General features: G+C 66.9%; 15 protein-coding genes. 7 read left to right on the top strand and 8 right to left on the bottom strand.

Annotation, left to right across the window (positions count from 1 at the left end; translation table 11 throughout):
- Positions 1-66: 66 nt before the first annotated feature.
- Together ACTWQN_RS00245 and ACTWQN_RS00240 are read right to left on the bottom strand one after the other, a co-directional pair.
- On the bottom strand, positions 67-1479 hold the full coding sequence (locus ACTWQN_RS00245) for an aminotransferase class I/II-fold pyridoxal phosphate-dependent enzyme (RefSeq protein ID WP_443201207.1): 1413 nt from the start codon (positions 1477-1479) through the stop codon (positions 67-69).
- A gap of 244 nt (positions 1480-1723) precedes the next feature.
- On the bottom strand, positions 1724-2116 hold the full coding sequence (locus tag ACTWQN_RS00240; protein WP_443201206.1) for an SDR family oxidoreductase: 393 nt from the start codon (positions 2114-2116) through the stop codon (positions 1724-1726).
- A gap of 332 nt (positions 2117-2448) precedes the next feature.
- Here ACTWQN_RS00240 and ACTWQN_RS00235 point away from each other — a divergent pair, with 332 nt between their 5' ends.
- The 3 genes from ACTWQN_RS00235 (at position 2449) to ACTWQN_RS00225 (ending at position 8864) form a co-directional block, all read left to right on the top strand.
- Complete coding sequence (locus ACTWQN_RS00235) at positions 2449-3087, top strand: LuxR C-terminal-related transcriptional regulator (RefSeq protein WP_443201205.1); 639 nt, start codon at positions 2449-2451, stop codon at positions 3085-3087.
- 113 nt (positions 3088-3200) lie between these two features.
- On the top strand, positions 3201-6047 hold the full coding sequence (locus tag ACTWQN_RS00230; protein WP_443201204.1) for an ATP-binding protein: 2847 nt from the start codon (positions 3201-3203) through the stop codon (positions 6045-6047).
- Positions 6048-6104: 57 nt separating this feature from the next.
- Positions 6105-8864 (top strand): helix-turn-helix transcriptional regulator, encoded by a 2760-nt coding sequence (locus ACTWQN_RS00225; RefSeq protein ID WP_443201203.1) that lies wholly within the window; start codon positions 6105-6107, stop codon positions 8862-8864.
- Positions 8865-8993: 129 nt separating this feature from the next.
- On the opposite strand, the gene ACTWQN_RS00220 is transcribed toward ACTWQN_RS00225, so the two are convergent.
- Together ACTWQN_RS00220 and ACTWQN_RS00215 are read right to left on the bottom strand one after the other, a co-directional pair.
- Positions 8994-9314: an EF-hand domain-containing protein gene (locus ACTWQN_RS00220; protein ID WP_443201202.1), complete on the bottom strand. Its 321-nt coding sequence runs from the start codon at positions 9312-9314 to the stop codon at positions 8994-8996.
- 543 nt (positions 9315-9857) lie between these two features.
- Positions 9858-10490: a TetR/AcrR family transcriptional regulator gene (locus tag ACTWQN_RS00215; protein ID WP_443201201.1), complete on the bottom strand. Its 633-nt coding sequence runs from the start codon at positions 10488-10490 to the stop codon at positions 9858-9860.
- Positions 10491-10880: 390 nt separating this feature from the next.
- Here ACTWQN_RS00215 and ACTWQN_RS00210 point away from each other — a divergent pair, with 390 nt between their 5' ends.
- Positions 10881-11453, top strand: a complete 573-nt coding sequence (locus tag ACTWQN_RS00210) for a DUF308 domain-containing protein (RefSeq protein WP_443201200.1) — start codon at positions 10881-10883, stop codon at positions 11451-11453.
- Positions 11454-12069: 616 nt separating this feature from the next.
- On the opposite strand, the gene ACTWQN_RS00205 is transcribed toward ACTWQN_RS00210, so the two are convergent.
- Complete coding sequence (locus tag ACTWQN_RS00205; RefSeq protein WP_443201199.1) at positions 12070-12630, bottom strand: TetR/AcrR family transcriptional regulator; 561 nt, start codon at positions 12628-12630, stop codon at positions 12070-12072.
- A gap of 96 nt (positions 12631-12726) precedes the next feature.
- Between ACTWQN_RS00205 and ACTWQN_RS00200 the strand changes: the two genes are divergently transcribed.
- Positions 12727-13467, top strand: coding sequence for an SDR family oxidoreductase (locus ACTWQN_RS00200; RefSeq protein ID WP_443201198.1), 741 nt, complete (start codon positions 12727-12729; stop codon positions 13465-13467).
- A 48-nt stretch (positions 13468-13515) separates the two neighbouring features.
- Here the strand turns inward: ACTWQN_RS00200 and ACTWQN_RS00195 are convergent, their stop codons facing one another.
- The 3 genes from ACTWQN_RS00195 to ACTWQN_RS00185 form a co-directional block, all read right to left on the bottom strand.
- Positions 13516-13728 carry a DUF397 domain-containing protein gene (locus ACTWQN_RS00195; RefSeq protein WP_443201197.1) on the bottom strand — a complete coding sequence of 71 codons (213 nt, stop codon included), beginning with the start codon at positions 13726-13728 and terminating at the stop codon, positions 13516-13518.
- A 300-nt stretch (positions 13729-14028) separates the two neighbouring features.
- Positions 14029-14205, bottom strand: coding sequence for a DUF397 domain-containing protein (locus ACTWQN_RS00190; protein WP_443201196.1), 177 nt, complete (start codon positions 14203-14205; stop codon positions 14029-14031).
- Positions 14198-15043, bottom strand: a complete 846-nt coding sequence (locus ACTWQN_RS00185; RefSeq protein WP_443201195.1) for a helix-turn-helix domain-containing protein — start codon at positions 15041-15043, stop codon at positions 14198-14200. The genes ACTWQN_RS00190 and ACTWQN_RS00185 overlap by 8 nt, the downstream gene beginning before the upstream one ends.
- Before the next feature lie 778 nt (positions 15044-15821).
- On the opposite strand from ACTWQN_RS00185, the gene ACTWQN_RS00180 reads away from it, so the two are divergent.
- A complete protein-coding gene (locus ACTWQN_RS00180; protein ID WP_443201194.1) occupies positions 15822-16496 on the top strand; it encodes a bifunctional DNA primase/polymerase in 675 nt (224 codons plus the stop codon).
- Entirely contained in the window at positions 16483-16920 is a 438-nt protein-coding gene (locus tag ACTWQN_RS00175) for a hypothetical protein (protein ID WP_443201193.1), read from the top strand. Before ACTWQN_RS00180 ends, ACTWQN_RS00175 begins: the two co-directional genes overlap by 14 nt.
- Positions 16921-17267 lie beyond the last annotated feature (347 nt).

Raw genomic sequence — 17267 nt, 5'->3', positions numbered from 1 at the left:
CATCACGCCTTGGTCAGCCATGCCAGGGCCTGGCAGACAACCAGCGATCCGATTGTCAGACACACCCTAGGCGTGCAGGCGGTGCAGGGCTTCGCCGATGCGGTTGGCGGCTTTCACCGCGGTGTTCTTCTCGCAGGCCGTGAAGCAGAGCCGGAAGTAGCCGCGGTCGCGGCTGGAGAGCGTCTGGCCGGGCAGCAGTGTCACGTTCGCGGTCGCGGCGAGGTAGTTGGCCAGCGCGGCTTCGGAGTGCCCGGCACCCGGGAACAGGTGCATGCCGCTGCTGTGGTGCTCCGGAACGAGATCCACCCACCGGGTCAGGTCGAGCCACAGGAACTGGGCGGCGTTGCCGTTGTCGGGATGCACGCAGTCGACGTCCCAGTCCCGCAGCGTCCGCTTGACCGCGGTGAAGGAATCCCCCAGCCGCCGGTGGTATTCGCGCATCGCGACGTCCCAGAACGCCGCGCCGTCGACCTCACCGTCCAGCAGGGTCAGCACCACCCGGTGCTTGAGCGAGTCGAACGGGCTGAACCAGGACAGCGACGCGGCATCCGGTTCCGTCGATCCTTCCATCGCGGCCCGGACTTCGGGTGATCGGGAAATGATGAAGCCGGTGCGGAAGCCGGACAGCCCGAAGTCCTTGCCCAGCCCCCACACCACGTGCACCCGCTCGCGGTTGCCCTCTCGACGGGTCGCCGCCAGCGCGAGTGCACTGACGAACTTCGGATCGGCGCCGTCGAGTTGCGAATGGCGGTAGATCTCGTCGGAGATGATGTGCATTCCCTCGCCCAACGCCCAGGTGTAGATCTCCTCCAGCAGGTGCGCCCGGTAGTTGACGCCCAGCGGGTTGTTGGGATTGGTCAGCACCAGCAGCCGGGGCTTTGGTTCGGCCATGTCGTAGGCCATCTGCAAGTTGGCGAGGCTGAGTTCGAAGCGCTTGACGGGATCCGGATCGTCCGCCACCCCGACATGGGCTGGAACGCAACGGAGTTCCGGCCGCTGTTCGAACGACCACTTGAATCCCTGCCAGTACGGCGCGGGAAGCAGCACGGTGTCGCCCGCGCGAAGCTCCCCCGACTGGCGCAGGGCCAACGCGATGCACTCCAGTGCCGAGGACACACCCGCGGTGGCGAACACGTCGTCGCGGTGCACGCCGGTCGCCGCGTTCGACAGGTGCTGGTCGGGAATCAGCGATTTCTCCAGCCGGGCCGCCATCTTCTCCCGCAACTCCGGACTGCCGTATGCGGTGACGTACTTCAGGCTCTGCACCGGCAGTTCGGCGAGCTTCGCGAAGACGTGCAGCTTGAGCAGCGGGTAGAGCATCACGTTCTCGGCGACGCCGAGATGGATCTGCGGCGGAAGACCGTCGTGCGCGGCGACATCCCGGTGCAGCACGAGCTGCTGCTCCGCATCGGGAAAGCGGTCGACACCGCCGAGCGCCAACGGATCAATCGTCGCCGCGGTCTGCCGCGCATCGGACATGACGCTCTCCTGTTCTCAAGCGGAACCTCACGCTGACAGGCGCAACAGGCCGAAGCGATCACCCGGCAGCGAACCGAAACACAAGACCTCCACGCACCGACCAAGTACGAATTCATCGTGACAGAGCCAGGACGACCAAAGCACACCCACACAACCACCACGACCCATTCGTGTCCCCACACCACACCGAGGACTCAGAAGCCCGGGTCAGTTCTGGGCGGTGGGGCGGATGATTCGTTCACGTCTACGACGTCGGGTTGTTCGATGGCGAATGCGATGGCTGTTGGCAGTTCCAGTGGGTCAGCGTGCCCGTCGGCCCGAGCAGGTTCGGGATCCCGGTCCGGCCAGCGGCACGGACGCCACCTGCTATGGCCAGTTTCGCGATCTGCGAGCCGCCGGTCAGCGGCGAGAAGTCCGCGCCGTCGAAGGTGATCAGGTGCGCGGCGGTGGCTCCGTCGAAAAGGCCCGCCAGGCTGCCGGTGTCCGCCAGGTCGCCCGCGACCACCTCGACGTCCTCGGGCAGGTCGGCCCGCACCGGGTTGCGGGTCAGGGCGCGAACCGGATGTCCGGCGGCCAGCAGTTGATCAACGAGTTGGCGCCCAACCGTGCCGGTGGCACCGGCCACGACAATGGTCATGAAACCTTCCTCTCATTCGGGGATGCTCGATGGCCACCGTATGAGCGACAGCGGCCAGTTCCTGTCCTCAGCGAGCCGGAGAATCGGGCGTGTCACGGGATGTCAGAGCCGGTTTTCTCCGCCAGATGGCCTAGGAAATCCCGGGGGTGCCGCGCGTGGTCGATCCAGGTGGTCGAGATCGACCGCAGGACGCCCGATACGTCCGGTTGCACCGGGTGTTCGGGCCGCTGGCGCTGCCTGGTCGTTGCCGTTTTGCCAGCCACCTCGCGGATGTGCCCCGCGGCGCACGGGGGCACATTCGATGGCGGAGCGGTTCTCTGGAGGTGGCGGCGGTGGCAGCGTTATCAGTGCAGCGGATTCGCGTGGCGGTGTGCGCCGACGCCGACCCGATCACCTCGACCGCCATGACCGCTTTCCTGCACGGCCAGCGGCACATCCAGCCGGTTCCCGCGCAGCAGGTCACCGAGCACGACGTGCTGGTCCTGCTGGTCAACCGGTGGAGCACGGACGCCATGGTCAACCTGCGGCAGATCCACCAGAACACCCCCACGCGCGTGCTGCTGATCACCGACGACTTCGACGCCCGGGATCTGCTGACCGCCATCGAGTACGGCCTCGTCGGCCTGCTCCCGAGGAGCACGACCACCGCGGCGCAGCTGATCGACGCGGTCAGATCGGTGCACGCCGCGCAGGCGGTTCTGCCGCGCACCCTGCAAGGGGCGTTGTTGACGCAGGTCAACCAGTTGCAGCGGCTGCTGCGGCCGCTGGGCATCGGCATCACCGGCCTGGACGATCGCGAGCTCGACGTGCTGCGGCTGCTGGCGGACGGTTTCTTGACCGAGGAGATCGCGGTGAAGCTCAACTACTCGGACCGGACCGTGAAGAAGGTGGTGCAGCGGGTCGTCCAGAAGGTGGACGCCCGGAACCGGTCGCACGCGGTGGCCATCGCGCTGCGCGCAGGCGTGATCTGACCCGCGATCTCCCACCCCGACTAATCCCGTTTCGGCGCACCGCGCCCGCTCGACCCGGCATCATTTCTCGTTGCGGCCGTTCGGCCGTGGCGAAGAGCCGAGGAGCGTCGAGGATGGCGACACTGGTGGGGCGCGATGCGCAGGTCGATGCGGTGCGCGAACAACTGCGCCGCGTGCAGGCCGGTCAGGGCCGGACGATCGTCATCGAAGGACCGCCGGGCATCGGCAAGACGGCCCTGCTCGACGTGATCGCCGAATCCGGTGCCGCCGCCGGAATCCGGGTGCTGCGCGGCGCCGCCGAGCAGCTGGAGCAGCGGTTGCACTTCGCTTCGGTGGGCTCGTGCCTTGGTCTGGACGCCGTCGATCGGCCCGCCGAGATCGAATCGATCGCCGCGATGCTGCGCCCAGCGCGGGATGTCGAGGCACCGACCGCCGCCCAACTGGATCGCACGGTGGCCGCGGCGATCGTCGACGTCGTGCGGCAGTGGTGCGGCAGCGCACCGGTCGCGCTGCTGCTCGACGATCTGCAGTGGAGCGACCCGGCGAGCCGGGTCGTGCTGGGGCGGCTCGGCGCCGTCGCCGAACAGCTTCCCCTGCTGCTGGTCTGCGCCCGGCGCCCGTTTCCCGACGACGGCGAACTGGCCCAGCTGCTGGCCCGGCTGCAGGCGCATGGCAGCATGGCGGTCACGCTCACCGAGCTGGACGCGGCGTCGGTCGGGTCGCTCGCGGCAGACCTCCTCGGCGGACCGCCCGGCGAGACCTTGGTGCCGGTGCTGGCCTCGGCCGCCGGAAATCCGCTGTACGTCCAGGAAATGGTCGCCGCACTGGTCCGCGAAGGTGCGGTCGCGGTCGTTTCGGGCGTCGCCGAACTCACCGCCGACGCCGTGCCGTCCCGGTTGCCGCGATCGCTGCGCGGCGCGATCTTGCAGCGCATGAACGCGATCTCGGCGGAGACCACCGAGGTGCTTCGGCTGGCCGCACTGCTCGGTGGGTCCTTCAGCGGACCCGAACTCGCCGCGATCGCCGAAGTGCCCGTGCTCGAACTCGCCGGTCTTGTGCAGCACGCCGTCACCATCGGGCTGCTGGTCGAAACGGCCGATCGGCTCGACTTCCGGCACGATCTGGTGCGCGATGCGCTGGTCGAGGACCTGCCAGCGGGCCTGCGGCAGGCGTTGCACGCCCACCTCGGCGAACGGCTCGCCGCCGCGGGCCTGCCCGTCGAGCGCGTGGCGGCGCACCTGGTCGCGGGCGGGGTGCTCAGCGACCGCACCGTCCGCTGGGTGCTGGATTCGGTCGACGAGCTGATCACGCGCGCTGGCGAGGACGCGACGGACCTGTTGGCGCTAGCCGTGCACCACGCCGGTTCGACTGAACCGCTGGGCAGTGCGCTGCGGTACCAGCACGCCAGGGCGCTGCTCTGGACCGGTCGCGTCGAGCAGGCCCTGCGGCAGGTGACCCGCGCGCTGCGCGGCAACCGCGATCCGGCCCTCGAAGGGTCGTTGCAGTGGATTCACACGCAGGCCTGCACGCGCGCCGGGCTGCTGGAAGACGCCGTGGTCAACGCGAAGAACGCGATCGCCACGGTACCCCTGACCGCGGTGGAACTCGGCCGGTTCAACAGCGGCATCGCGCAGACGTCGATCATGCTGGGGGATACCGAGACCGCCGAGACCGCCTCGTTGCGCGCGATCGAGATCGGCGGCACCACCCCGGACGCCTACACCACGGCGACCGCGCGAGTGGCGCTCGGCGCGGTCCGGATCACCGAGGGCCGGTTCAGCGAAGCCCTGCAGCTCTGCCAGCAGTCCCTGGCAGCGTGGGGCGGCGAGGAACCACGCGCCGATACCGTCTCGGGCACGCGGATGAACGGCGGCATGGCGTTGCTGGAACTCGACCGGATGGCCGAGGCGGAACAGACCCTCGAAATCGGGCTGCGGTTCACCGCCGAACACGGCAGCATCCACCAGTCCTGGTACCGCCTGGTGCGAGCGCAGGTGCGTTTCGCGCAGGGGCGGTGGGACGAGGTGCTCGCCGAGACCGACGCCGGACTCTCCGACGCCGACCACCTCGGTCTGGCGCGCGCCAGGCGCAGCCTCGACACGATCATCTCGGTGCACCGGGACGCCCCCATCGCCGAGGAGCCCTCACTTCATCCCTTCCAGAAGGGCGTTTCGCCCTACTACGACTGGCTGCGCAGCTGGGCACTCGCCCTGGCCTTGGAGAAGGCCGCGCAACCCACCAGTGCGCTCGCCGTTTACGCCGCGGCCTTCGCCCGGCGGGGTTGGGCGAACCACGCGATGGCGCACCACCTGTACCCGGACTTCGTCCGCCTCGCCCACCACGCCGGAGAACCCGACCTCATCGAGCGGGTCCGCTCGGATACCGGGCGACGCGCGGCGGCCACGCCGACCGCGCGGACCACCGGGCTCCACCACCTGGTGTGCGGCACCGCTGACGACGACCCGCGAACCTTGCGAAACGCCGTCGCAGCGTTCCGCAGCGGCAACCACACCCTGCTGCTCGGCTACGCGCTGGAGCAGAGCTGCGTCACCCTGGCCACCCGGGGCGAAACAGCCGCCGCGACCGAGGCATTCGAGCAGGCCGTCGCGGCCTACCGGAGCCTGGGCGCAGGATGGGACATCGACCGCGCCGAGGGCCGCAGCTACCCACTGGGTGTCCGCCGGACCCGCGACAACCGGCGGCGCGGCAACCGACCGCTGACCGGTTGGGCGGCGCTCACCGCGGCCGAACAGCGCGTCGCCACCATGGTCGCCAAGGCGATGTCGAACACCGAAATCGCCGCGCGGCTTGGTGTTTCGCGGCGAACGGTGCAGGCGCAGGTGTCCAGCGCCCTGCACAAGCTGGGGGTGCGATCGCGGGTGGAGATCGCGGTGGTCGCCGCCGCGCAGCAGTCGGCGGAGGACACCGAACCCGTCGTTGGGCCGCGGCCGAACCGGTAGCGGATCACGAAACCGGTTCGTGCACGAGCGATTTCGAGTTTCGGGTACGGTACCCCGGTGCCGACCGACCAACCGATCCTGGGCCGTGACACCGAGATCGCCGCGCTGCGGGACCGGATCAGAACCGCCGCCAGCGGCAGCGGCCGTGCGGTGCTGGTCTTCGGCGAGCCCGGTATCGGCAAATCCACGCTGCTGGCTCGCGCCGCCGACGAATGCGCCCGCGCCGGATTCCAGGTGTCGCAGGGCGGCACCGAGGCGATGGAGGAACGCATCCCGTTCGCGGCCTTGACCGGTTGGCTCGGTATCGATCGCGCGGCGGAAGGCGCCGAGCTGGCCCAGGTCGCGGAGCTGTTGTCGGCGGGCGAGCGGGGCCGGGTCCTCGGCGCGGCGCGGTGGGAGTACGTCGTCACCGAATCCGTGGTCGATCTGGTCGAGAAGCTGGCGGCTCGCCAGCCCGTCGCGCTGCTGCTGGACGACTTGCACTGGGCCGACATCGCCAGCCTGGTCGTGGTCAACCGGATCTCCCGACTGCTCAGCCAACTTCCGGTGCTGCTGGTGTGCGCCTACCGACCGGTTCCGGTCGGTGCCGAACTGGCCACCGTGATCCACGGTTTGGAAACCGGTGGTGCGCTGAGCTTGCGACTGGGCCCGCTGTCTCCCGAAGCCGCCGCTGAACTCACCGAATCCCTGTTGGCGGCACCGGCGCCCGACGCGTTGCTCGACCTGGTCGACGGCGCCGCCGGAAACCCGTTCTACATCAAGGAACTGGTGGCTTCGCTTCGCGAGCCGGGCGGGTGGAACACCGCGGTCGCCCCGAAGACCTTCGCCGCCGCGGTGCACCTCAAGCTCGACTACCTGCCCCAACCATCGCGCGAGGTGCTGGGCCTGATGGCCGTGCTCGGCGGTCGCATGACGATCTCGGAGCTGTCGGCCGTGGTCGGCCGCTCACCGCTGGTGCTGTGGCGGCAGGTGCGCGACGCGGTCGACAACGGGCTGCTGGTCGAGGACGGCGACCGACTCGCGTTCCAACACGATCTCATCCGCCAGGCGATGGTGGCGACCGTGCCCGCGACCATGCGGCAACCGATGCTGTTGGAGGCGGGTCGAGCGCTGGCCGGGACCGGGGCGCCGGTGCGCCGGGTGGCGGAATTCCTGTTGGCTGGCAACGAGTTGGACAACGACACCATCGACTGGCTGATCGAGTCGGCGATCACCCTGATCTTGCAGTCTCCGGACACCGCCATCGAACTGCTCACCAGGTCGTTGGCGCAGCACGACCCGGCTGAACCGCGCTGCGACGTGCTGCGCTTCCTGCACGTCATCGCATTGCAGTGGGTGGGTCGCGGAGCCGAGGCCGAGCAGGCGGCCCGTGCCGCGCTGGCCCGCAACCGCGATCCTGATCTGATCGTGCAGTTGCGGTGGTCGATATCGCGGGCCTGCCTGCTGCAGGGTGACGCCGACGGGGCGGTCGCGGCGACCGAGGACATCCTTTCCGCCGGGCAGCTGGATGGCACCGTGGCGGGCCAAGCGCACTCCACGCTGGCCCAGTTCAACTTCATCCGCGGCAACCGCGAGGCGTGGACCCGGCATGCCGAAGAGGCGGTGCGGTTGGGCGAGGAAGTCGGCAGTGCGCATTTCGTCGCCTGCGGCCTGGTCATGCTCGGTGCCGCGAAGCTGGTGGAAGGCGACCCGGCCAGCGCTTTCGAACTCGCCACCAGAGGACGTGCGACGTGGGGCGATCAGGACTACGGGCCGGAGGAAGACGAGTTGGCGGCGCCCTTGTTGCAGGCGAACAGCTTGCTGGAGCTGGATCGGCTGGCCGAGGCCGAGCAGTGCCTCCGCGACGGCATCCGGGTCTCCGAGGCGTTCGGGAGCTCGGCGCTGACGTGGTACTCCCTCGTCGCGGCGCGGGTCGGGTTCGAACAGGGGCGCTGGGACGACGCGCTGGCCGAGATCCAGGCCGGGTACCAGCTCAACGACCCCTTCGGCCAGCACGCGGCGCTGCGCCTGCAGGAGGCGCTGATCCGCATCCACCGCGACGAGCCGACGGACTCGCTGCCCAGCAGCGCACCGGGCCGCGCCGCGCAGAACTACGAATACCTCCGGCGGTGGGCGCGAGCGCTGGACGTCGAGCGCTCCGGAGACGACGAAGGCGCGCTGGTCGAACACCTCGCGCACCTTCGGGCGGCGACCTCCGACTGGGGACAGGACATGCTGGTCCACCACACGTGGGTGGATCTGGCGCGCGTCGCGGTGATCACCGGCCGCCCCGAGGTGCTCGACGAGCTGGTGCCCGCGGCACGGGGCTGGCACCAGCGCTGTCCGACGCCGGTGAAACGCGGCCTGGCCAGCCTGCTGCACGGCGCCGCGACCGCTGATCCACCAGCGGTGACCGCCGCCGCCCAGGACTTCGCCGATGGCGGCCGTCCGCTGCTGTCCGGGATGGCTTGGGAGATCGTCGCCCGACTCACGCCGACCTCCGACGCCTGGTGCGCCGCGGCGACCAAGGCGGCGATCACCGCGTACGAGTCGTTCGACGCCCGCTGGGATCTGCGCCGGATCGATACCTGGGCCCGAAGCCGCGGACTGCGACGGCCACGCCGGTCCAACCGGCCCAAGTCCGGGTGGGCGGCGCTGACCCCGACCGAAGTCCGGATCGCACTGCTGACCGCCGAAGGACTGTCCAATCCGGACATCGCGAACCGGCTGACCGTGTCGCGCCGGACGGTGCAGTCCCACATCTCCAGCATCCTGGCCAAGCTGGGCTGCCACTCCAGAGTGGAACTCGCCGTCATCGCGATCCGCCACCGCCGCTGACGATGGCGAAATCACTTGCTGGGCAAGGGAATGCGCGTGGGGTTCGATCGTTCCGGTGAGAACCAAGGTCTTCACTCATGAGCACGTACTGCCGAACCCCGTCCATCACGGACTCGCCGACTCACGGCACTAGCTCTGATGAGGTCCTTGCCCGGGTTGAACCTTCAACAGCCCCAACCGGGAGATCCAGTCGAGGAACTCGTTGTACGTGACGCAACCGTCGCCGTCCTTGTCGAGCTGCTGCATGAGATTCTCGACGGTCTGCTCGATGCTGTCGGCGACTTCCCGCACGACGTCTTCGGAGCCACCGTGCTGGGAAAGCTCGTTGAGGTACTTCAGCAGCAATGCCGTGACCTCGTTGCGATCGAGCACGCCGTTGGAATCAACGTCGAACAATGCGAAGAAGGTCCTGGGATCGAACTCGTACGCTGTCGCTTCCTCGTCTGCCATGCCGGTTCCTCTCGGGGCCGTCCTCCGGATCGGGCTGAGTTCGATCATCCCGCACGCTTCGGACCGTCGAACACGCGGTGATCCTAGGCCCACCAGCCTCGGCAACGGTATGAAACCCGAAAGCCAGCCCACACTTCGGTACCACGACCCGGCGCGGCGAGACCAGCCACCGGCCTATGACCAGGCCAGTGCGAATGTTTTCCCTTTGCAGGACTCATGATCCGATTTGGTCACAATATCCAATTCATCCCGATGCACCCGAGCACATCGGACCTGATCTCCATCCACGAGGCGCTTGGTCACTCTTGGGTGGCCACAACGATGAAATACGTCCATGTCCACCGCACCCCCATCGAGGACGCCTGCATCGCTGGTCAGCAACGCACGGCCCAACGATTGGTGCTGCTTGTCTGGTCAGATCGCGTTGTTGGCGGCTGGGCGCGTGACACCAGCGACCGGCAGGAACGAGCCACGGCCGGGGGCTCACGAACGATCGTTTGCGGTCGCCGTGTGTTGCTTCGTGACCCGATGCTGTGCGGGTGCTCAGTGAAGGACGGTGAGCAGGCCCTCGACGCCGCGGCGGAACGCGGCGCCGACGCTGTCGACGCCGTCGAGGTGAGCGCCGCTCATGGCGCCGTCGCGCATCATGACGAAGTGTCGGGCGGCGTGCTCTGGTTTGCCGCGCCGCGGTGAGTTCCCGAAGACCTGCGCGAAGAGTTCGGTGAGCGTGGTCGTGTACCAGGCTCGGTGGTCGAGGATCACCCGGCGCACCCGGTCGTCGGGGTCGGGGTACTCGGCGGCGGCCTTGAGGAACGCGCAGCCGCGGAACTCCGGCGAGGCCAGGCTGTCGGCGACGGCAGTCCCGATCGCGCGCAGTGCGTCGGCCGGTGACGGTGCGGCCTCGATGGCGGCCTGCACGCCGGCCCGCATGTCGGTGTCGACGCCGCGCAGGTAGGCGACCACGAGGTCTTCTTTCGAGGGGAAGTGCCGGTAGAACGTCGCCCGCGTGGCCGGGGCCTCGGCGAGGATCCGCTCGACCCCGACCGCCCGGATGCCTTCGCGGTAGAACAGCCCGCTGGCCGTGGACAGCAGCCGCTCTCGCGCCTCGGACCGGCCCGGCTCTCCCGATGAGCTGCCGTTCGGGCTGTCGGGCGCGGGGCGTGTCCGTGTGGCCATGACCTCACCGTAGCAGAAAGAACGATCGGTCTTGCAATCGCCAAGGAGTCGTGTCAGGCTGCTCTCCGCAAGAGAGAACGGTCTTTCTACTAGGAGGTACCATGTCGAGCCGAGACGCGGCCAGCCAGTGGCAGGGCGACCTGCTGCACGGTAGTGGCACCGTCAGCTTGGACTCGTCGAACGCCCGGGGAGCTTGACGTGCCGTTCCCGACCCGAGCCGCGGAGCCCGACGTCAGACCCCTGCGGAGAACCTCTCGGGCGTTCTGAACGCGGAGAACCCGATCGCGACGGGCATCGACACCGTTGCCGATCGAGGAGCAGCGCGGGCAACCCGCCTCGGACACGTCAGCAGACACCAGATTCAACGGCTTTCTTTGGAAAGGAACTGTCATGACCACGACTACTGCCCCTGCCGCTGCCACCGTCGCGCCAGCGCTTCGTCGGCTCTACTTCGTTCGTTTCGGGTTCGCGCTGATCTGGGCTGTCGTGCTCTTCTTGACCGCGTCGAGCATCGGGCCGGTGAGCGCGGCCCTGCTCGTGATCTACCCGCTGTTCGACGTGGGCGCCGCCGTCGTCGATGCTCGCTCCTCCCGAGCGAGCCGGTCCGCTCTGGGTCTCTACGTCAACATCGCGATCAGTGTGATCGCTGCCGTCGGACTGGTCTTCGCGGTCACCTCCGGCATTCCGGCGGTCCTGCAGGTGTGGGGGGTCTGGGCCGTCGTAGCGGGCCTCGTCCAGCTCATCGTCGCTCTGCGGCGACGCGACCTCGGAGGCCAGTGGGCGATGATCGCCAGCGGCGCCATCTCCACGCTCGCCGGGATCTCGTTCCTCCTGCAGGCCGCTGCCCCGCACGCCTCGCTAAGCAACCTGGCCGGCTACGCCCTGCTCGGCGGCATCTTCTTCCTCGTCTCCGCGCTGCGCCTCGGACGGAACGCCAGCCGGAGCGCCGGTGGGAGCAACTGAGATGAACCAGCGTCGACAGCGTCTTCGACGTCATCGTCATTGGCGCCGGTCCGGTCGGGAACCTGCCGGGGACTGGTGCCGTGCCGATCATCGTCGGCTCGCAGAAAACGAACGGTTTTCCGAACACTCACGTGCCGAGGCGGGGGCTAGCGGGGCGGATACTGGAAGGCATGACCCGGCCCTGAAAAGTGGTACGCCACTTGTCAAACACGACCTAAGTCCAAAGAAAGTTAGAGCAGAACATGACTTCCACCAGGCACGACGGAGACACCTGGGACCTGGCATCCAGCGTCGGCGCGACCGCCACCATGGCCGCGGCGGCCCGGCATGCGCATGGGCGACATGCTCTACGTCAGCGGCGCCCTCAACAAGACCACGAAGTAGCAGCTACCCCGCATGACGACCGACTCTGCACGCGGGATCCCCGAAAGAGTCGGTCCAACTAGTCCACTTTGGACAACCGAGGCCACTGATCACGACTAATCCGTTACCGGCTTCAGCAACAGTGGGGCCGCCCAACGGAACGGCCCCACTGCGGTGCGTCTGCGGGTGACCCAGGGCATGTCTGACAAGGATTGTTGCGAGTCACCGAGCCTCGGCCGGGTATGTCGTGCTCTCAACGAGAGCGGAGACCGTCGACAATGACCGCCACGATCGTGTGCGCCCGCGCGTCCCACTCCGATTCGGGTATACGCGACAACACACCCAAGAGAAGAATGACGTCGGCGGCATCAACATCTTCGCGCACTTGACCGGCGGCTTTTCCCCGATCGAGCAACATCCCGAGCGCTTCATCGAGTCGGTGGTGCTGCTCCGAGTAGAGATCGCCCCACGCCGATGCCTCGATAGCCGCCATGACACCGCGTTTGACCCGCGCGTACTCGACCAGCCGCTGCAACCAGCAGGTCAGTGCCCGAAGCGGAGGATGCTCTGCCAGCAGCGGCGCCACGGCGTCGACGAGCTGGGTCAACTCGTACCGATACACCTCCGCCAGCAGGTGCTCGCGGGTCGGGAAGTGCCGATAAAGGGTGCCCTGCCCCACACCCGCCGACTTGGCGACCCGGTGAAGCTTCAGATCAGCGGCCGCACCGTTGGACTTGCTCAGTTCGGCCCGCGCAGCCTCGACAATGCGGTCCCGGTTGGCGACTGCGTCTGACCGGCGCTCACGACTCGCCACGACGCTACCTCCCTTCCCGCATAGCAAAGCGGACAACTGTCCGGTACTGTCGGGCTGTAACCGGACAGTTGTCAGTTTAGAGCAGGAGACGTCTCGATGAGCAGACTGGACAGCAAGGTCGTCGCCATCACCGGAGCCAGTAGCGGTATCGGCGCGGCTACCGCCCTGGAGCTAGCGACCCGTGGTGCGGCTGTCGTGCTGGGCGCCCGGCGCACTGACCGGCTCGACTCGCTCGTAGCGCGAATCCGGGCCGAGGGTGGCCGCGCGGAGATGCTGGAAGTCGACGTCACCAAACGCGCCGATCTTGAGCGACTGGTGACCCTGGCCGTGAACCGGTTCGGACGCCTCGATGTCCTGGTGGGCAATGCCGGAGTCGCCCGGATCGCCCCCATGGCAGACCTCGACGTCGACGACTGGGACGTGATGATCGACGTCAACCTGCGCGGTGTCCTGCACGGCATCGCCGCCGCGCTGCCGGTGTTCCGCGATCAGGGCCATGGGCACCTCGTCACCACTGTGTCGACGTCGGGCCTCAAGATCGTCCCGACTCAAGCTGTCTACGCGGGAACCAAGAACGCCGTACGCACACTGCTGGAAGCGCTACGCCAGGAGTCCACCGACGGCGTTCTACGCACGACCTCCATCTCGCCGGGATTCGTGCACACCGAACTCGTCGACCACATCGACGACCCCGAGCAGCGAGAGCAAGCCCAGCACACCATGGCGGCACTCGGCATCAGCCCCGACGCCGTGGCGCGCGCCATCGCGTTCGCCATCGAACAGCCCGACGACGTCGAAATCGGCGACATCACCATCCGGCCTGCCAGACAAGGCTGAAAGGCCCCGAGAGCGTGTGGACAAAGGGAAAGCGTTGTCGGACAGGACCTAGTTCGGTAGGTCGTAGGCACCGGCCTTTACCTGCCCAATGAATGAAGCCCACGCGACGGGCGGCACCCAGAAGGCTCCGGCTTCCTGATCCTTTGAGTCCCGCACCCCGACCGTGGATTCTGCAATAATCCGAACCTCTACGCATGTCTCATTCCCCGACGTGCTTCGACTACTCTTAAACCAGCCCGAGTCCGCCCCTTGACAACGCATCACTATTTCACCTCTAGTTTCGTGCGGATAACCTCAAGCGAAGCGCATCGCGGACCATGAGGTCAAACGGTCCGCGATGCTTCGCCATCGCCTCGACCGCAGAGAGCAAGCGTCATCGTCCACTCTGGACAACAACTCTCGCTGATCACGACCACGCCGTGACCCACATCAGGAACAGCAGGGCCGCCCCAACGGAACGGCCCCACTGCGGCGACTGCTTCAGGAGCGGTCGAACCGCCCAGCAGATCTTGAGCACGAAAAGATGGCACCCACAGCCAACCATTGCCGGGGCCCATCATGCTAGCGATCGAACCGGCCAGCTTTGACCGCCCGAATAAAGGCGACGACATCCACCTCAAGCACTGGCCCATCCAGGTCCTTGGAATCCCGAATGCAATCTAAGGTATTGGCCAATTCGACACAATTCTGAACCGCCTGGCTGCGGCTTGATTTAATCCACCATTTCGGGTTAGCCATCTTCTTTCTCCAATCTATTGGCAATTTCTGCGATAAGTCGCATAGATTCGTCAGAATTCATTGCCACGCGGAGGATCATGTCCGCAGCTTCTCGATACGCGTTCACGTCTCCGTCCTGATGCAGGCAGAGTCCGGATCTGCGCGTTTCCAAGAGAACCACTGGGGTAGCCTGCTCAGACTCAATCAACGTGAACGGACCTTCAAGCCCGGGATGCCAACCACTGTGATACGGTATTATTCGCAGGTCGACATTTGGCAATCGTGCCATTTCCAGCAAGTATTTTACCTGCTCAACCGCAGTTGATCGACCTCCAACGCCATGAAAAAGCACGCCTTGACCTATCAGGGCCACGAGTTGCGCAGGATTTTCTTTTGCGAGCACTTCGCGTCGGCCAATCCGCACTGCAATGCGTGTGGCTATATCGCCGACAGGTACCCCGCCAGCTGACATGATCGCCCGAATGTATCCGCTTGTTTGCAGCAACCCAGGTACGAGAAGCGGTGCAACCTCAATGATCTTGGTGGCGTTCTGTTCATAGTCGAGAAAGGCAGCCAACTGCTGCCTCTGCTCGGGGAGCGTAGTAGCTGCCCATTGCGGCTCATCCGTGCGATAAGCCAAGGTCATTATTCCGTCGTACCGCACCCCGTTAACCCCGAGCTCAGTAAGAATCCGGGATACATTCTCCGGCTTAGGGGTTCGTTCCCCCGTCTCCCAACGAGACAATATGCCGGGATCGCGCTCAATCTTCGTAGCAAGTTCTCGTAGCTTCAAACCTCGCTCTTCACGCGCTGCCCTCAATGCACCGCCTAGCGCACGTGCCTTGGGCGTCTTCGTCATGACGTCTCCGCGTTGTCGACCGGTAACAGCATAGTGTCACCGCGTCGGCACAAAAGATCACCTGTTGCGACACGGTAACCGCGTTGCAGATTCTGTCCGGTTGCAAGATTCTTAGTCAACAGGACAAATTGCCAGTTTGCTTGCAGGTGACGCAGCGTTGTAGCTGGTCAGAACGGCAATCCCAGGATCAGCTGGACGACGGCACGGCCACCCGAACGTAGGTAGGTGATCAGCGTGAGCCGACACGCGGTGTTCGGCGGTGCCACGTGACCGTGGACCGTAGATCTTCACAGCAGGTAGGCGACCATACCGGTACCTCGGGCTCAAACCCGCTGAGCACGGGGGTTACAGCGGCACTGCGGAGCCGGGACTTGGTTCCTGAGCTGCGAGTGTGGATCGCGGAGCATGTGATCAGGGAGGGGCTCAAGGACGACGCCTTGCCCGTGCAACGCGAGGAGGCTCGGTTATGGCTTGCCGACCTCGTCGAGGCTGTCGTCATTCCTGACATCTCGGACGGCCCCGTCTTCCTCTCGGGGTGTTTGTCATGACGACGGCCGATGTCGTTCTGCTGCTGTGAAACCGATGCCGAGTTGACGGCGCCGATTCTTCCATCGGGCTTGCCGCCGGTCCCCGACGTCCGGCAAGCCCGATGGATCCCAGCCACACCCGCGCAGCGAACAGGACGACACGCGCTCCGCGAAACGGGCAGGCACGCGCTTCGCGAACGTCGGGCGTGTTGATCACTTCGGCTTGATGCTGAAATTTTTCGGGAGGATTGATGATTGGCTCTGGTTCATTGTCGCGCTCTGCTGATATTCCGCCGAAGCGCGTGCCAAGCGAGTCGGAAATAGCCGCAATCCGCTATGCGGGGCATGGGTGGCCGGTGTTGCCCGGCTCGGCTTTCAACGGTCGGCGGTACGTGGTGCCGGGAACCCGGAAGGTCACCGACGGGGTGCGTCCGCTCGTGGCCCGCAACCTTGCCACCACCGACCCCGAACAAGCGGCTCGGTGGTGGCAAGGAGCAGACGATCGGGTGGTGCCGACCGTGCTGCTGCGCTCGGGTCCGGCGTTCGGGTTCGTGTCCGTTGCGGCGAACTTGGCCAAATTGGCGCTGCGGACCGGGGTGTGGCAGTCGCAGCCGGGCCCGGTGCTGTACCGGGAAGACCTGGTGCGGGCCTATTTCCTGGTGAGCGCGGGCAATCTGGCGATCTCCGGCCACCAGCCCAGCGAGGTGGTGGAGCTTGCGCGAGGTGGGTGGGTGGTGGCCCCGCCGTCGCGCACGTTCGGGGTGGACGTCGTGTGGTGGGTCGCGCCGGAAACCGTGCAGTGGGAGGCAGTTCAGGCGTCGGTGCTGGTTGCGGCGCTGACCCAGGCGTGCCGGGACCGGGACACCGACTCGGCGGTGCGCGGCCTGTGGACAGCGGTGGGGGCGGGGCGGGATGCCTGGGCTTGACCCGTTCGCGGCGGAGGAGTTGTTGCTGTGGTTCGTCGAACGCGACTTCGCCCGCCACGTCATCGGCCCGCCCGGCGATCCGCGCGTCATCGTGCTGTTCCACTGCTGGGAGGACGACAGGTACATCGACGTGGCCCACGTCCGCGGGGAGGTGCGCACCGAGGTGGCGCGGGTCGTGAAGAACGCGGGCGGGAACGTGTACCAGCCTCGTTGGGTGGTGTGGCACTACTGGGGCGGCATCGTGGATGCGCTGGAAGCGTTGCGGAATCTTCCCGAGCCGGGCCATCCGAACGCGCCCACCCGCCCCTATGAGCCGCCGCGTGAGATCGCCGACATCCCCGACACGGCACCGGGCGCGGCGCTGTGGATCGCGCACTACGAAACCGAACACGTCCGCATCCGCCTTCCGCAACTGAGGCTCTGACCGCCACACCCAGCGGCCAGAAACGACGAACGAGAAAGGAGGAACGCGTATGAAACCACTGGCGCACACGGCAAACCCGTCCCCTCCCAGTCACGATGTTCCGCCGTGTGCGCCGACCTGACCGCAGCGCACAAGGACGCGCCCGACCCCTACCACGGCACGGCTGGGGCCGGGCCGCGTCACCCCCGGCCGCCGGACTCCGAACGGCCAGACACGCATGCGGCCGGAGCGATCGCCGCGCTCGCTGGAGGGTGCGGGCGTTGTACTACCCGTGGTCAGGTTGTGTTCAGATGCTGGAGGATGCTGCGGGCGTTGCTACCTGGATTCGCAGATCAAGGACGTTGTGT

Source organism: Saccharopolyspora antiqui, assembly GCF_052246905.1.
In the GTDB taxonomy this organism is placed as follows: domain Bacteria; phylum Actinomycetota; class Actinomycetes; order Mycobacteriales; family Pseudonocardiaceae; genus Saccharopolyspora.
This window is presented reverse-complemented; position numbering and strand designations above follow the sequence as displayed.

Coding starts and splice junctions, on each gene's coding strand:
- ACTWQN_RS00245 (WP_443201207.1), bottom strand. CDS start 1,479: ATGTCCGATGCGCGGCAGACCGCGGCGACGATTGATCCGTTGGCGCTC.
- ACTWQN_RS00240 (WP_443201206.1), bottom strand. CDS start 2,116: ATGACCATTGTCGTGGCCGGTGCCACCGGCACGGTTGGGCGCCAACTC.
- ACTWQN_RS00230 (WP_443201204.1), top strand. CDS start 3,201: ATGGCGACACTGGTGGGGCGCGATGCGCAGGTCGATGCGGTGCGCGAA.
- ACTWQN_RS00220 (WP_443201202.1), bottom strand. CDS start 9,314: ATGGCAGACGAGGAAGCGACAGCGTACGAGTTCGATCCCAGGACCTTC.
- ACTWQN_RS00215 (WP_443201201.1), bottom strand. CDS start 10,490: ATGGCCACACGGACACGCCCCGCGCCCGACAGCCCGAACGGCAGCTCA.
- ACTWQN_RS00210 (WP_443201200.1), top strand. CDS start 10,881: ATGACCACGACTACTGCCCCTGCCGCTGCCACCGTCGCGCCAGCGCTT.
- ACTWQN_RS00200 (WP_443201198.1), top strand. CDS start 12,727: ATGAGCAGACTGGACAGCAAGGTCGTCGCCATCACCGGAGCCAGTAGC.
- ACTWQN_RS00195 (WP_443201197.1), bottom strand. CDS start 13,728: ATGCGTTGTCAAGGGGCGGACTCGGGCTGGTTTAAGAGTAGTCGAAGC.
- ACTWQN_RS00190 (WP_443201196.1), bottom strand. CDS start 14,205: ATGGCTAACCCGAAATGGTGGATTAAATCAAGCCGCAGCCAGGCGGTT.
- ACTWQN_RS00185 (WP_443201195.1), bottom strand. CDS start 15,043: ATGACGAAGACGCCCAAGGCACGTGCGCTAGGCGGTGCATTGAGGGCA.
- ACTWQN_RS00180 (WP_443201194.1), top strand. CDS start 15,822: ATGATTGGCTCTGGTTCATTGTCGCGCTCTGCTGATATTCCGCCGAAG.
- ACTWQN_RS00175 (WP_443201193.1), top strand. CDS start 16,483: ATGCCTGGGCTTGACCCGTTCGCGGCGGAGGAGTTGTTGCTGTGGTTC.